Source organism: Fretibacterium sp. OH1220_COT-178 (assembly GCF_003860125.1).
In the GTDB taxonomy this organism is placed as follows: Bacteria; Synergistota; Synergistia; order Synergistales; family Aminobacteriaceae; genus CAJPSE01.
Map to the genome: position 1 here is coordinate 1 of NZ_RQYL01000005.1, position 14316 is coordinate 14316.

Annotated in this window: 11 protein-coding genes; 8 read left to right on the forward strand and 3 right to left on the reverse strand. The window is 67.6% G+C overall.

The genetic code is table 11. From position 1 onward, the window contains the following. Window positions 1-185 precede the first annotated feature (185 nt). Together EII26_RS03125 and EII26_RS03130 are read right to left on the reverse strand one after the other, a co-directional pair. On the reverse strand, window positions 186-977 hold the full coding sequence (locus EII26_RS03125; protein ID WP_199735060.1) for a putative hydro-lyase: 792 nt from the start codon (window positions 975-977) through the stop codon (window positions 186-188). A gap of 76 nt (window positions 978-1053) precedes the next feature. Further along, the gene (locus tag EII26_RS03130; RefSeq protein ID WP_124887695.1) at window positions 1054-1824 is read right to left on the reverse strand and encodes a LamB/YcsF family protein; all 771 of its coding nucleotides are present in this window, start codon (window positions 1822-1824) and stop codon (window positions 1054-1056) included. Between the two features lie 238 nt (window positions 1825-2062). Here EII26_RS03130 and EII26_RS03135 point away from each other — a divergent pair, with 238 nt between their 5' ends. From EII26_RS03135 to EII26_RS03145, 3 genes are all read left to right on the forward strand, one after another. Then, window positions 2063-3271: an NRAMP family divalent metal transporter gene (locus EII26_RS03135; RefSeq protein WP_124887696.1), complete on the forward strand. Its 1209-nt coding sequence runs from the start codon at window positions 2063-2065 to the stop codon at window positions 3269-3271. A gap of 93 nt (window positions 3272-3364) precedes the next feature. Beyond that, window positions 3365-4111 carry a 5-oxoprolinase subunit PxpB gene (pxpB, locus tag EII26_RS03140; protein ID WP_124887697.1) on the forward strand — a complete coding sequence of 249 codons (747 nt, stop codon included), beginning with the start codon at window positions 3365-3367 and terminating at the stop codon, window positions 4109-4111. Continuing rightward, window positions 4111-5190, forward strand: a complete 1080-nt coding sequence (locus EII26_RS03145) for a 5-oxoprolinase subunit C family protein (protein ID WP_124887834.1) — start codon at window positions 4111-4113, stop codon at window positions 5188-5190. The genes pxpB and EII26_RS03145 overlap by 1 nt, the downstream gene beginning before the upstream one ends. 260 nt (window positions 5191-5450) lie before the next feature. On the opposite strand, the gene EII26_RS03150 is transcribed toward EII26_RS03145, so the two are convergent. Beyond that, window positions 5451-5912 carry an Hsp20/alpha crystallin family protein gene (locus tag EII26_RS03150; RefSeq protein WP_124887698.1) on the reverse strand — a complete coding sequence of 154 codons (462 nt, stop codon included), beginning with the start codon at window positions 5910-5912 and terminating at the stop codon, window positions 5451-5453. Window positions 5913-6168: 256 nt separating this feature from the next. Here EII26_RS03150 and EII26_RS03155 point away from each other — a divergent pair, with 256 nt between their 5' ends. The 5 genes from EII26_RS03155 (at window position 6169) to EII26_RS03175 (ending at window position 14289) form a co-directional block, all read left to right on the forward strand. Continuing rightward, window positions 6169-6771: a LysE family transporter gene (locus EII26_RS03155; protein ID WP_124887699.1), complete on the forward strand. Its 603-nt coding sequence runs from the start codon at window positions 6169-6171 to the stop codon at window positions 6769-6771. A gap of 86 nt (window positions 6772-6857) precedes the next feature. Next, window positions 6858-8090 (forward strand): exonuclease SbcCD subunit D C-terminal domain-containing protein, encoded by a 1233-nt coding sequence (locus EII26_RS03160; RefSeq protein ID WP_199735036.1) that lies wholly within the window; start codon window positions 6858-6860, stop codon window positions 8088-8090. Window positions 8091-8101: 11 nt separating this feature from the next. Beyond that, window positions 8102-11356 carry an AAA family ATPase gene (locus EII26_RS13595; RefSeq protein ID WP_124887700.1) on the forward strand — a complete coding sequence of 1085 codons (3255 nt, stop codon included), beginning with the start codon at window positions 8102-8104 and terminating at the stop codon, window positions 11354-11356. Window positions 11357-11623: 267 nt separating this feature from the next. After that, window positions 11624-12637: a bifunctional UDP-4-keto-pentose/UDP-xylose synthase gene (locus tag EII26_RS03170; RefSeq protein ID WP_124887701.1), complete on the forward strand. Its 1014-nt coding sequence runs from the start codon at window positions 11624-11626 to the stop codon at window positions 12635-12637. Further along, window positions 12634-14289 (forward strand): phospholipid carrier-dependent glycosyltransferase, encoded by a 1656-nt coding sequence (locus EII26_RS03175; protein ID WP_124887702.1) that lies wholly within the window; start codon window positions 12634-12636, stop codon window positions 14287-14289. Before EII26_RS03170 ends, EII26_RS03175 begins: the two co-directional genes overlap by 4 nt. The last annotated feature ends 27 nt before the right edge of the window (window positions 14290-14316 follow it).

Sequence of the window (14316 nt, forward strand, 5' to 3'; positions counted from 1 at the left end):
TCGAAACAAACAGACCTTCATCGATATGATTTACCTCGTCGCAGGACATTTGAATTTGACTGAATAGTTCCTTACCCACACAGAATAACGAGGAACCAGGACGACAGAACCCAAAGGAGGGGTGCGGCAGACCGCACCCCGAAACAAGAGCAGTTTAGGTCAGCCCTTTCAGACGCTTTTTCGGGCTAGAAAACGGCGTAGTCGGCGTCCAGCGGGTCGGCGACGAACATGCAGCCCGGGGAGTGGGTGATGGCGAACTCCGGCTTCACCGCCATGATCGCCGCCTGGGGCGTGACCCCGCAGGCCCAGAAGACGGGGATCTCTTCCTTCCGGATTTCGACGGGGTCGCCGAAGTCCGGCTTGCCGATATCCGCGATGCCGATGGCCGCCGGGTCCCCGATATGGACCGGAGCACCGTGCACCGCCGGGAACCGTCCCGTGCAGAGCACCGCCTTCGGCACCAGGGAGGCGGGGATCGGCCGCATGGAGACGACCATCGGACCGCTCAGGCGCCCCGCGGGATGGCAGGGGATGCTGGTGACGAACATGGGGACGTTGCAGTCGCACTCGATGTGCCGCACGCCGATGTGCGACTGGATCAGTGCCCCCTCGAAGGAGAAGGAGCAGCCCAGGAGGAAGGCGACGAGGTCGTCCCTCCAGTATTGCGTCACGTCCGTCGGCTGGTCGACGCACTCGCCGTTCTTCCAGACGCGGTAGCGCGGGATGTCCGTCGCGACGTTCGCGCCCGGCGCCACCAGCCGCGGCTCGGTGTCCCCGGGCTCCGTGACGTCGAGAATGGGACAGGGCTTGGGGTTGCGCTGGGCGAACACCAGAAAGTCGTAGGCCAGATCCTTGGGGAGCACCACCAGGTTGGCCTGCACGTGGCCCGAACACATGCCGGAGGTGGGCCTGTCCCAACGCCCTTCGCGGATCATCCGGCGGACCTCCTGCGGGCTGTGGTTCGCGTAGTCGCTCATCTTGGACACGATTCAAAACCTCCTTTGCCGGGCCCCGGGGCCCGAATGGATGATGCGGGCGTACGGGGCTCCGTCCTCACCGTTTCGATTCCCGCAAGGGGCGTATCGCGATGCCCTCGCCCTCCAGCACCGTCCTCACGGTGCGGGCCATCGCGACCGCCTCGGGGTTGTCCCCGTGGACGCAGATGGATTGGGCCTTCAAATGCAGTTCGCTGCCGTCGGCTGCCGTGATTTTGCCCTCCTTGACCAGCCGGACCATCCGGGCCGCGGCCGTTTGGGGATCGTGGATGAAGGCCCCCGGCTGACTCCGCGGGACCAGGGTCCCGTCGGGCATGTAGCCGCGGTCCACGAACGCCTCCGCGGCGAAGGGCACGCCCGCCTCGGCGGCAGCCGCCTCGAAGGCGGAGCCCGCGAGCCCCATCAGCACGACGTCCCCGCCCAGGGCCCGCACGGCCCGGGCGATGGCCTCGGCCATCTTCGGATCCTTGGCCGCCTGGTTGTACATCGCCCCGTGCGGCTTGACGTGCTGGAGCTCGAGTCCCTCGGAGCGGCAGACGGCCGCAAGCGCCCCCGACTGGTAGAGGGTGTAGGCGTAGAGCTCGTTGGGCGTGCAGGTCATGGCACGGCGCCCGAACCCCATCAGGTCCGGGTAGCCCGGATGCGCCCCGACGGCCACGCCCCTGGCCCTGGCCGCGCGCACCGTCCCGAGCATCACCACGGCGTCGCCCGCGTGCCAGCCGCAGGCCACGTTCGAGGAGCTGATTGATGCCATGACGTCCTCGTCCATCCCCATCTTCCAGTCGCCGAAGCTCTCCCCCAGGTCGCTGTTCAGGTCTATCGTCCACATCGTAAAAACGCCCCCTTCGACAGGTCGCGGATTCGCTCCGGCAGGACGTATTCCGAAAGCGGCCGAAGCGATGGATCGTTTTAAGGTTAGGCATTGAAGGGGAGAAAGTCAAGCGAAATATTCCATCGATTTTCGTTGCTTTTTTTTGTGTGTATACATGTATAATTGAGAACACGAGCGACGCGGCAGTGCGAGGCCTTTACGCCGCTTTGCGCCACACAAAGGGGAGGTAGGGAACATGACGGAACTGCGGCAGAAACATTCACAGGGAGAGACCGTAAGCATTCTTCTGGGCGCGGCCTTTCTGATGGCGACCTCGGCGATCGGGCCGGGGTTCATCACTCAGACGACCGTATTCACCGAACGGCTGAAGGCCGCCTTTGCCTTCGCCATCGTGGTCTCCATCTTGGTGGATATCGTCGTGCAGCTCAACGTCTGGCGCATTCTGGCCGTCTCCGGCCTGCGCGGGCAGGACGTCGCCAACAGGGTGCTGCCGGGGTTGGGCTACTTTCTGGCCTTTGCCGTGGCGCTCGGCGGGCTGGCCTTCAACATAGGAAACGTCGGGGGCGCCGCCCTGGGCTGCAACGTCCTTCTGGGGGTCGACCAGACCGTGGGGGCCGTCGCCAGCGCCCTCGTGGCAATCGCCATCTTCCTCTGGCGCGATCTGGGCAAGGCCATGGATCGGTTCACCCAGGTGCTGGGTTTCGTGATGATCGCCATGATCGCCTACGTGGTCTTCAAGACCAATCCCCCCGCAGCCGAGTCCGTCCGGGAAATCGTGACCCCCTCCGTCGTCGACTGGACGACGATCCTGACCCTTGTCGGCGGCACCGTCGGCGGCTACATCACCTTCTCCGGGGCCCACCGCATCATCGACGCGGGCATTACCGGGACGGAGAATATCGCCCGCATCAGCCGCGGTTCCGTCAACGGCATCTTCATCACCGGCGTCATGCGCTTCCTGCTCTTCCTGGCGGTGCTGGGCGTCGTCGTCACCGGGGTGAAACTCGATCCGTCCAACCCGGCGGCGGACGCGTTTCGCATCGCGGCGGGCGAGGTGGGCTACAAGATCTTCGGCGTCATCCTCTGGTCCGCGGCCATCACCTCCGTGGTCGGCTGTTCCTACACCTCCGTCTCCTTCCTGCGCACCTTGTTCGGTTTAGTCGAGCGCCATTACCGCTTCTGGATCATCGGCTTCATCCTGGCCTCGACGACGATTCTGACGTGGGTCGGCCGGCCCGTGACGCTGCTTATCCTGGCCGGCTCGATCAACGGCATGATTCTGCCTCTTTCGCTGGCGTCCATGCTTTTGGCGGCCCACCGAAAGGACATTATGGGAGAGTACCGTCACCCCGTCTGGCTCACCGCCCTGGGTTGGGTCATGGTCGTCTTCACGGCCTGGATGGGCTGGGGAGCGCTGATGGGCCTGAGCAAGCTCTTCTCGTGAGCTCATGAGCGCCGGCGGTCCCCTTCCTCGGGGGGTTGAACGGTGTCCCGGGATTCAGGGACGGTTTTTCATGTCATGCAAGGAGGGATCTCCATGGCCGACCCCATCGTTCCCCGCATTCTGAACGCGGGGGAGTGCTGCCTCGTCGTCGAGTTCGGCAGTGGCATCGACCTCGGCGTGAACGCCCGCGTCCAGGCCCTGCGGAGGAGGATCGAGGGCTCGCCCTTCCCCGGCTTCGTCGAGACCGTGCCCACCTACCGATCGCTCGCCGTCTGCTTCGATCCGCTTCGCGCGCCCGACCCGTCCGAGCTCGGGCAGCGTCTCCTGAAGATGGCCGAGACGACGGCGGAAGCGGTCGGCGGCGGCGGCGAGGTGGTCGTCGTTCCCGTCTGCTACGAGGGGGAGTTCGCCCCCGACCTCGGACGAGTGGCGGAGCACACGGGCCTTGCGCCCGACGAGGTGATCCGCCGCCACGGGGCCGCCGAGTGCTATTGCTACATGCTGGGCTTCACGCCGGGGTTCTCCTACCTTGGAGGGATGGACGCGACGCTCGAGACGCCGCGGCTTCCGGAGCCCCGGGAGAGGATCCCGGCGGGTTCGGTGGGGATCGCCGGCCGACAGACGGGGATCTACCCGATCGACAGCCCCGGGGGCTGGAACCTGATCGGGCGGACCCCGCTGCGGCTCTTCGACCCGGACCGCCCCGTGCCGATCTTTCTGAATGCGGGGATGTGGGTGCGCTTTGTCCCCATCCCCATGGAGGACTTCGAGCGCCTGGAGAGGGACGCCGCGTGCCCGGACTGGCGTCCCGAGATCACGAGGCGGGAGGTGGGGGCGTGATGCGCCTGTCGATCGAAAAGCCGGGGATGTTCACCACGGTTCAGGACCTGGGCCGTTACGGTTACCAGCTCCAGGGCGTCCCCGTCGCCGGGGCGATGGACGGCCCCGCACTGCGGCTGGGCAATATTCTTCTGGGCAACCACGAGGGGGCTGCGGCGCTCGAGATCACCGTGCTGGGGCCGACCCTGGAGGTCGCGGAAGGGGAGGGCTGCATCGTCGTCACCGGCGCCGACGCCGGCCTGACCCGGAACGGGGAGGTGCTGGAGTCCTGGCGGGTCCATCGCGTCAGGGCGGGCGACGCGCTCGCGTTCTCCGCTCCGTCCACCGGATCGCGGGCCTATCTCTGCGTCAGCGGGGGGATCGACGTCCCGGTGGTCATGGGGAGCCGTTCCACCTACGTGCGGGGACGGTTCGGCGGGTACGAGGGGCGGCCCCTCAAGGCGGGCGACTCGCTTCGTACCGGGAGGCCGGACGTCCTTTGGGCCGACTCCGAGGGGCTGCAGCTTCCCTTCGCGCTGCGTCCGCGGCGGGACCCGGAGGCCCCGCTGCGCGTGGTGCCGGGGCCGCAGGACGACGCCTTCACGCCCGTGGGGCTCCGGACCTTCCTGAGCGCGGAGTACGCGATATCCGCGTCGGCGGACCGCATGGGGTATCGAATGGAGGGGCCGGTCGTGGAGCACGTCGCGGGGCCGGACATCGTCTCGGACGCCATCGTCCTGGGCAGCGTTCAGGTGCCCGGACACGGGCAGCCCATCGTGATGCTGGCCGACCGGCAGACGACGGGGGGCTACACGAAAATAGCGACGGTCTGCGCCGTCGACATCCCGGTTCTGGCTCAGCGCCTTCCGGGGCAGAAGGCGCGTTTTTCAAGGATCTCTCTCTCGCAGGCCCTGGACCTGCTCCGTGACGAGGCCCGGCTTTACGAGGAAGCCCGTCTTCTTCGGGCGGCGTGGCGGGCGCGTCCCGGCCCGGCGCCCTGTGCGCCGTCGGGCGGTCCCGCACCTTGCGCGCGCGACGGCCGGCTGCGGGTGGCGGTGGGCGGCACCGTCCACACGGTCGAATGGGAGCGGATGGATTAGAGACGGCGTCGGAAAATCATCCGGCGTGACGCAGGGGCCGGCCCGAGAGGGTCGGCCCCTGTCCTGTCCATGGATACCGGTATTTGGGGCGGAGAATATCCGAAAAAAAGGTTTGAAAAGAGTATGTTGAGGCTGATCAAAATTGATCTATTGGTTTCGAAAATGTGACGGGGCAGCCTTCAGGCTGCCCCGTACACTGCGGCGATTGCACTTATTCGCTTTTTCTCTTACAAGGAGGATGTTGCCCCAAAGCTGCCGGGCTAGGCCTCGGCGGATATGGCGACCTTCTTGTAGCCCTTTTCCTGGCTCTTCTCGGCCATCTCGACGGTCAGGACCCCGTTCTTGAAGGAGGCTTTCGCGCTCTCCGGGTCCACCTCCACCGGGAAGGCGATCATCCGCTCGACCTTGCCGTAGCTGCGCTCGGACCGGAAGTAGTTCTTGTCCTCGCCGCCCTCCTTCTTCTCGAAGCTCTTCTCCGCGGAGAAGGTGAGCTTGTCGGCGCAGACGTGCAGCTCCACCTCCTCGGGCTTGACCCCCGGCAGCTCGGCCTCGACGAACAGCTTGCTGTCGTGCCGATAGAAGTCCACCTTGGCGCTCAGCCCCGACGCCGAGTCGAAAAGCGGCATCCCCATCTGCTCGGCCAAGCTCTGCATCCCCTGAAACAGGGAGGCCGTCGGATCCGAAAAACGCTCGAAGACCACCGGAAAATATCTGTTCCTCATGAGTTATCCCTCCAAATTTTCAAAATCGCCCCCGAGGGGGCATCTCGTTTCTGACCAATATGATACTACTGACCTTTATTGACCATATCGGGCGTTTTAGCGATTCCCGTATGGTGAGTTTTGCGTAGTGTCCGCGTGTGCTTCCGTTTGGGCTTTGCTATACTTCAAAAGTACCGCCCGGAAATGGGCGGGAACCGAATTTGTGGGCCTGACGACGACTCGTCGAACGACAGGTCCACAACTGGGAGGTCTGTGCATGATACCCTGGAAGGCCGCGATACTCTTCGCTCTTGTGGCGAGCTATACCCCGGGGCCCAACAACATCATGGCGATGAACGGGGCGCGCCGGTTCGGGCTGAGGCGCAGCCTGCCCTTCTTCGTCGGCATGGCGTCGGGGCTGGTCATGGTCATGACGATGTCCGGGGCGTTCAACCTGATCCTGAAGACGCTGGTTCCGAAGGTTCAGCCCGTTTTGGGGATGCTGGGAGCGCTTTACCTTCTCTACCTGGCCTTCAGACCTTTCCTGAGGAGGTCCGCTGGAGGTGCGCGCGAGCCGGAGAGGAGCTACAGCCTGCTTCAGGGGGTGCTGCTCCAGCTCGTCAATCCCAAGGTCCTGCTCTACAGCCTGACGCTGATGTCGAGCTTCATCGTGCCCTGGAGCGACTCCCTGCCCCTGATCCTTATGGTCTCGGCCGCCGCCGGGGTCGTGGGGTTCGGTTCCCTGCTTCTGTGGGGGCTCTTCGGGACGCTGTTCCAGCGGTACCTCTCTCGTTACGAGGCGGAGGTCGATGCCGTCATGGCCGTGCTGCTGCTCTACTGCGCCTGGACGATATCCGGCCTCGGCCCGCTCTTCCCCTGAATGCGCTGACCGGGGCGCTCCGTTGGAGCGCCTGATGAAAAGGGCCAATCGAGATTGGCGGAAATGGAACGAAACGAGATAAGACCATGCTGAAGCTCCTCCACACCTCCGACTGGCACCTGGGCCGGGCCCTCTGCGGCAGAAAGCGCTACGAGGAGTTCGGGGCCTTTCTGGACTGGCTGGCGGAGACCATCGAAAGGCAAGGGATCGACGTCCTGCTGGTGGCCGGGGACGTCTTCGACAACGGGGCTCCGAGCAACCGCGCCCAGGAGCTCTATTACCGTTTCCTGTGCCGGGCGGCCGCCTCGCCCTGCCGGCACGTCGTCGTCGTCGCGGGCAACCACGATTCCCCCACCTTCCTGGACGCCCCGAGGTCGCTGCTGGCGACCCTGAACGTGCACGTGGTCGGGAGCGCCGCGGAGGACCCGGAGGACGAGGTGCTGGTGCTCCGTGGACGCGACGGTGCGCCGGAGCTGATCGTCTGCGCGGTGCCCTACCTCCGGGACCGCGATGTCCGTACGGCGGAGGCGGGGGAGAGCCCGGAGGACAAGGACCGGAAGCTGACCGACGGCATCCGGGAGCACTACGCGGCCGTCGCCGCCCTGGCCGAGCGGAGGCGGGAGGAGCTGGGGCCCGACATCCCCATCGTCGCGACGGGGCACCTGTTCGCGGCCGGCGGGCGGACCGTCGAGGGCGACGGCGTGCGCGAGCTCTATATCGGCTCCCTGGCCCGCGTGACGGCCGACGCCTTTCCCGACTGCCTCGACTACGTGGCACTGGGTCACCTCCACGTCCCGCAGAGGGTGAACGGTTCCGAGATCCTGCGGTACAGCGGATCGCCCCTGCCCATGGGGTTCGGGGAGGCCGGTCAGCGCAAGAGCGTCTGCCGGGTCGAGTTCCGCGGCGCCGTCCCCTCCGTGACCCTGATCGACGTGCCGGTGTTTCAGGAGCTCGAACGCATCGCGGGGGACTGGGACGCCATCGCGGGCCGCATCCTCGAGCTGGCGGCGGCGGGCTCGGAAAGCTGGCTCGAGGTCGTCTACGACGGGGAGGCGGTCGTCGGAGATCTGCGCGAACGCCTGGAGTCCGCGGTCTCCGGCACCCGCATGGAGGTCCTCCGGGTCCGGAACGGCCGCATCGCGGACCGGGTGCTGGAACGGGCCTTCGAGGGGGAGACGCTCGACGATCTGAACGCGGAGGACGTGTTCGAGCGGTGCCTCGCGGCCCACGGCGTGACGGGGGAGCAGAGGACGGAGCTGCTCCGGTCCTACCGTGAGGCCGTCGCCTCCCTTCACGAGGACGACCCGATGGCGGAGTAGGGGGCAGGCCGATGAAAATTCTGCAGGTCCGTTTCAAGAATCTGAACTCGCTGGCCGGGGAATGGGAGGTCGACCTGACGGACCCCGCCTTCGCCTCGGACGGGATCTTCGTCATCACCGGTCCCACCGGGGCGGGGAAGACCACGATCCTCGACGCCGTCTGCCTTGCCCTCTACGGGCGGACGCCGCGCCTGCCCAAGGTCACCAAGAGCGGGAACGAGATCCTGTCCCGCCGGACCGGGGAGTGCTGCGCCGAGGTGACCTTCGAGACCCAGGCCGGGCGGTACCGGTGCCACTGGAGCCAGCGCCGGGCCCGCAAGAGGCCGGACGGAGAGCTCCAGGCCCCGAAGCACGAGATCGCCGACGCCGACTCCGGCACGATCCTCGAGTCCAACATCAGAGGGGTGGCCGAACGGATCGAGTCGGTCACCGGCATGGATTTCGACCGTTTCACCCGTTCCATGCTGCTGGCCCAGGGCGGCTTCGCCGCGTTCCTCCAGGCGGCGCCGGACGATCGGGCCCCGATCCTGGAGCAGATCACGGGGACGGAGATCTACAGCCGGATCTCCATCCGCGTCCACGAGCGCCAGCGCGCGGAGCGGGAGAAGCTGGACCGCCTCCAGGCCGAGACGGCGGGCATCGCGATTTTGGGGCCCGAGGAGGAGGAAGAGCTCCGGCGGGCGCTCGAGACCAGGCAGGGGGAGGAGGCGGACCTGGCCGCCAGGTCCGCCGAGGTCGGAAGGGCCATGGCCTGGCTCACCGCCATCGACGGCCTGAAGGAGGAGCTCGTCGGCCTGGCCGGGGAGGAGTCCGAGCTCGGGAGCGCTCTCAAGGCCTTCGAGCCGGAGCGGGAAAAACTGGGCCGGGCGACGCGCGCCGCCTCCCTGGACGGCGCCTACGCGACGCTCGCCGCCGCGCGGAAGCAGCAGGCGGCCGACGAAGCGGCGCTGAAGCTCGAGGAGGAGACGCTTCCCGGGCTGGAATCCTCCGCCGGGGAGGCGTCCCGGGCCCTGGAATCGGCCGAGCGGGAGGCTGCCCGGGCCAAGGAGGCGCTGAGGGCGGCCGCGCCGACCCTGCAGAGGGTCCGCGCCCTGGACCAGCAGCTTTCCGACCGGGCGAGGGCGATCGCGGAGTCCGAGGCGGACTGTGCCAGGGACGCCGCGAGGATCGACGCGGACCGGCGGGCCATGCTGCGGGAGAGGGAGGGGCGGGCCGAGGCCGCCGCCGCTTTGGAGGGTGCCGGCGCCTACCTCCGGGAGCACGCGTGTGACGAGTGGCTGGTCGGCGGACTGGCCGGTGTTGAGGAGCAGTTTGCCGGCCTGCTCTCCGTGCAAAAGGAGATCGTCCGGAGGGAGGTCGGGCGGGATGCGGCCGCCGAGGCCCTGGAGCTGGCGGGCCGGTCGCTCGACGACCGCCGGAGGGGGACCGAGGTTCGGAGGCGGGAGCTGGAGGAGACGGCGGAGCGGATTCGGGAGGCCCGGGAGGCGCTGGACCGCCTGCTGGGGGACCGTCTGCTGCGGGAGTACCGCACCGAAAAGGACAGCCTGTTCCGGGAGACGGCCCTGCAGGCCCGCATCGCGGAGCTCGAGGCGCACCGGGCGAGCCTGGTGGACGGGGAGCCCTGTCCGCTCTGCGGGGCGACCCAACACCCCTTTGCGAAGGGCAACGCCCCGGTCCCCGACGCGATGGAACGAAGGATCGAGGAGCTGTCCCACCTGATCGACCGGGCGGAGGGGCAGGAGGCGCGCATCGCGGAGCTCGAGGCGGCGGAGGGATTGGCCCGCCAAAACCTGGCGGAGGCTGAACGACTGGAGGCGGTGGCGGACCACGGCCGAGGGGCCGCCGAGAAAACCCTGGACGAGGCGAAGGGCGGTCTGGAAAGGCTCCTGGCCGATTTTTCCGAGCGCCGGCGGGCCGTGGCCGAGAGGCTGTCGCCGCTGGGCGTCTCGGAGCTTCCCGAGTCGGACCTCATGTCCGTGATCGAATCCCTCGGCGCGCGCCTGAGGGCGTGGCAGGACCAGGTCGGGAAGAGGTCGGAGGCCGAACGGCGGATCGCCGGGATCGACGGCGAGGTGAAGCGGCTCGAGGCGGTGATCGAGACTCAGAGCGCCGCCCTGGCCGAGAGGCGGGAGCGGCTGGAGGCCCTGAAGGCGGAGCTCGCCGCGGGGAGCGAGGAGCGCAGGGCGCTGTACGGCGACGGGAGCCCCGACGAGGAGGAGCGCCTTTTGCACGAGGGGGCGTCCAGGGCCGAGGAAGCCGAGAAACAGGCCAGGGAACGGCACGACGCGCTGCGGCAGCAATGGAACAACGCGAGGGCCCGCGTCGAGGCCCTGAGGAGACGGATCGGCCAGCGCGGTTCGGAACTGGAGCGGCTGGAGGCCGGGTTTGCGGCGGCCCTCGTCCCCCTGGGCTTCGCCGACGAGGGCGCGTTTCTGGCGGCCGTCCTCTCCCCGGGACGGAGGGCCGAGCTGACGGCCAGGGCCAGGGAGCTCGACGACCGGCGGACGGACCTGAGGGCCAGGCGAAGGGATCGGGAGGCGCGCCTGGCGGCGGAGCTGGAAAAAAAAGTGACCGACGAGCCGCTGGGAGAGCTCGAAACCCGGTTCGAGGCGTGTCAGGAGGCCCTTAGAGGGTTGCGGGCGGTCCTCGCCGGCCTCGGGCACCGGCTGGCCGAGGACGCCGCCGCCAGGGAGCGGGTGAGGGAGAGGCGGACGGCCCTCGAGGCCCAGCAGGAGGAGTGCCGCAGGTGGGACGATCTGCACGAATTGATCGGGTCCGCGGACGGCAAGAAATACCGCAACTTCGCCCAGGGACTGACCTTCGACCTCGTGGTCGGCCACGCCAACCGGCAGCTGCGCAGGATGAGCGACCGCTACCTCCTGGTCCGCGACGACGCCCAGCCCCTGGAGCTCAACGTGATCGACGACTACCAGGCCGGGGAGGTCCGGTCCACCAAGAACCTGTCGGGCGGCGAGAGCTTCATCGTCAGCCTGGCCCTGGCCCTGGGGCTCTCCCGGATGGCGAGCCGGAACGTCCGGGTCGATTCGCTGTTCCTGGACGAGGGATTCGGAACGCTGGACGAGGACGCGCTCGACACGGCGCTGGAGGCCCTGGCGACTTTGCGGCGGGACGGCAAGCTGATCGGCGTCATCTCGCACGTCCCGGCCCTGAAGGAGCGGATCGGGACGCAGATCCGGGTGACGCCGCAGACCGGGGGGCGGAGCCGGCTGTCCGGGCCGGGGTGCCGCCGGGTCGGGGACGGCTAGCGGGGCGGCGTGCTCCTCCCCAAGGACGGGAACGGACGCGATCGGCGTTAGTCTCCACGCCCTTTTTAGGGTAAAATAACCCGTGCTTTTCTTTTGATGCTTACGGAGTGCATCCGACGGGACTGCGAACGTCCTTCGCGGCGTGCGGTCCTTTTTTCGAGTCCTGGCAGGCGGCCGGCCCCGGACCGGTCTGGAACCCCGGAAAATCCGCCGTTTTTCGGGGCGCGAGCGTTTTTTCGATCTCTGTACTTTGGAGGTAGGCTGTACATGCGGATACTTTTGCTGGGGGCGAACGGATTCATCGGGAGCCACCTGACCGAAAAAATTCTGGACGCCTCGGACGACGAGGTCGTCGCGTTCGACCTGGAGGGCGCGAACCTGGAGCGCTTCGCCGGGCGGGAACGTTTCTCGTTCCGGAGGGGCGACATCTTCACCGACGACGCCTGGATCGAGGAGCAGGTCGCGGCCTGCGACGTCGTCCTGCCGTTTGCGGGCGTGGCGAAGCCCGCCTACTACCTCAGCCACCCGCTCTGGACCTTCGAGCTGGACTTCGAGCAGAACCTCAAGATCGTTCGGCTCTGCGCGAAGCACGGGAAGCGCGTGGTCTTCCCGTCGACCTCGGAGGTCTACGGGCTCTCCAGCGACAATTTGCTGCTGGAGGACGAGAGCCCCCTGATCGTGGGCCCCATCGGCAAGATGCGCTGGATCTACAGCTGCGGCAAGCAGATGCTCGACCGCGTCATCGCGGCCTACGGACAGGAACGGGGGCTGCGCTACACGATCTTCCGTCCGTTCAACTGGGTGGGGCCCAGGCTGGACACCCTCGAGGACGCCCGGGAGCGCCGGGCCCGGTCCATCACGCAGATCGTCCACGACATCCTGTACCGCGGCACGGTGACGCTCGTCGGCGGGGGGGAGCAGCGCCGCAGCTTCACCTGGATCGGCGACGGGACCGACGCCCTCATGGCCATCCTGCGGAACGAGGGGGATCGGGCCGACGGCCAGATCTTCAACATCGGCAGCCCCTCCAACAACGTCTCGATCCGCGAGCTGGCGGAGACGATCCTCGAAACGATGCGGAGCCTGCCCCGTTTCGAGTCCCGCCTGAACGGCGTGAAGATCGAGTCCGTCCCGGCGGAGCGGTATTACCGCAACGGGTACGACGACATGCGCAACCGGGTTCCCTCCGTGGACAAGATCCGCGCCCTGCTGGGCTGGGAGCCCAAGGTCTCCCTGAAGGACGCCATCCGCAGGACCCTGGAGGAGTTCGAGGAGCGATGACGGCCCTGGAGGGGCGGCGCAGCCGGATCCTAGCGGTCCTGCTGGTGTTGCTCGTTTATCTTTGGAACCTGGGGGCCTACGGGCTGATCGACCCGGACGAGGGGCGCTACGCGGAGATCCCGCGCGAGATGCTCGAGTCCGGGGACCTCGTGACCCCGCGGCTGAACTACGTCAAGTACTTCGAGAAGCCGGTGCTGCACTACTGGCTGACGGCCGGGTCCTTCCTCGTCCTGGGCCGGAACGAGTTCGCCGCCCGGCTGGTGCCGGTGCTCTGCGGGCTGGGAGGCTGCCTCCTGACCCTCTTTCTCGCGAGGCGGATGACGGGCAGCGCCCGGGCCGGTGTCCTCTCCGCCCTGGTGCTGGCGAGCTCGCTCCTCTGGTTCGGGGTGTCCCGGCTCAACATCATCGACATGACGCTGACGTTCTTCTTCACGGCGGCGCTCTTCGGCTACGGGATGTGGTCCTCGGAGCCGGACCGGTCCCGCGGTCGCCCCTGGCTGCTCCTCTTCTACGCGGGGATGGCCCTGGCGACCTTGTCCAAGGGGCTGATCGGCGTGGTGCTCCCCGGCGGGATCGCCGTGCTGCACCTGCTGTTCGCACGGCGGTGGCGGGAGCTGCCCCGGATCTTTCCCCCGTCGGGGATCGCCCTCTACTTCGCGCTCACGGTGCCGTGGTTCTGGGCGGTCTGCCGCGCGAACCCCGACTTCTTCGACTTCTTCTTCGTCCGGGAACATCTGATGCGCTACCTGACCAAGGTGCACGACCGCTACGAGCCGTTCTGGTTCTTCGTCCCCATCCTTCTGGCGGGGCTCGTTCCCTGGACCGGGATGCTGCTGGAGGCCCTGCACGCGGCGCGCGGAAAGTGGAGCTTCCTCTCGCGGGACTCGGGGCGTCTCCTGGGGCTCTGGGTCGCGCTCCCGTTCCTCTTCTTCTCGCTCTCGGACTCCAAGCTGATCCCCTACGTCGCGCCCTGCATGCCCCCGCTGGCCATCCTGATCGGTACGGCGCTCGAGGCCCTGTCTCAGGGCCGTGCCGGGGCGGTGCCGATGTCCCGGCGCTTCGTCATCCTGAACGGGATGGTCCTCCTTCCGCTGGCGTCGGCGGGCGTCCTGTATCCGGTGCTGAGCTCCCGCCCCGGGGCGGGGGATCTGCTTGCCCATACGCTGCCCGCCTTGGCCGCCCTCCTGCTCTTTTGGGGCGCGTCGCTGGCGATGCACCGCCGGAGGTCGTTCTCCCTCATGCCCGCGGTCCTGTGCGTCCTGGCTCTGCTCAACGCCTTTGCGTTCTCGCGGGGCTTCGAGGCGAAGGCGCGGCTGGACTCGCCCCGTGACGTCGCGGCACTGGTCCGTGAGAGGGGCCGGGAGGGGGACCGGATCGTCGCCTACCGGTCGCTGATGCAGGGGCTCTCCTTCTACCTGGGGCGGCGCATCGTCGTCGCCGGGACTTTGAACGAGCTGGAGTTCGGCGCCGCTCGGGAGGAGGACCCCCAGTGGTTCATCGACGCCGCACAGCTGCGCAGGCTGTGGAACGGGCCGGATCGGGTGCTGCTGGTGACGAAGCCGAGGCACGCGGGCCTTCTGGCGTCGGACCTCGGCCGGGAGCCGGTGCGCCTGGGCGAGACCCCGGGCGGCGTGCTGTTCGCCAATTTTTGATCGTCGTCGATCGCGAGGGATTTGGAG

Coding starts and splice junctions, on each gene's coding strand:
- pxpB (WP_124887697.1), top strand. CDS start 3,365: ATGGCCGACCCCATCGTTCCCCGCATTCTGAACGCGGGGGAGTGCTGC.
- EII26_RS03135 (WP_124887696.1), top strand. CDS start 2,063: ATGACGGAACTGCGGCAGAAACATTCACAGGGAGAGACCGTAAGCATT.
- EII26_RS03175 (WP_124887702.1), top strand. CDS start 12,634: ATGACGGCCCTGGAGGGGCGGCGCAGCCGGATCCTAGCGGTCCTGCTG.
- EII26_RS03145 (WP_124887834.1), top strand. CDS start 4,111: ATGCGCCTGTCGATCGAAAAGCCGGGGATGTTCACCACGGTTCAGGAC.
- EII26_RS13595 (WP_124887700.1), top strand. CDS start 8,102: ATGAAAATTCTGCAGGTCCGTTTCAAGAATCTGAACTCGCTGGCCGGG.
- EII26_RS03155 (WP_124887699.1), top strand. CDS start 6,169: ATGATACCCTGGAAGGCCGCGATACTCTTCGCTCTTGTGGCGAGCTAT.
- EII26_RS03125 (WP_199735060.1), bottom strand. CDS start 977: ATGAGCGACTACGCGAACCACAGCCCGCAGGAGGTCCGCCGGATGATC.
- EII26_RS03150 (WP_124887698.1), bottom strand. CDS start 5,912: ATGAGGAACAGATATTTTCCGGTGGTCTTCGAGCGTTTTTCGGATCCG.
- EII26_RS03160 (WP_199735036.1), top strand. CDS start 6,858: ATGCTGAAGCTCCTCCACACCTCCGACTGGCACCTGGGCCGGGCCCTC.
- EII26_RS03130 (WP_124887695.1), bottom strand. CDS start 1,824: ATGTGGACGATAGACCTGAACAGCGACCTGGGGGAGAGCTTCGGCGAC.
- EII26_RS03170 (WP_124887701.1), top strand. CDS start 11,624: ATGCGGATACTTTTGCTGGGGGCGAACGGATTCATCGGGAGCCACCTG.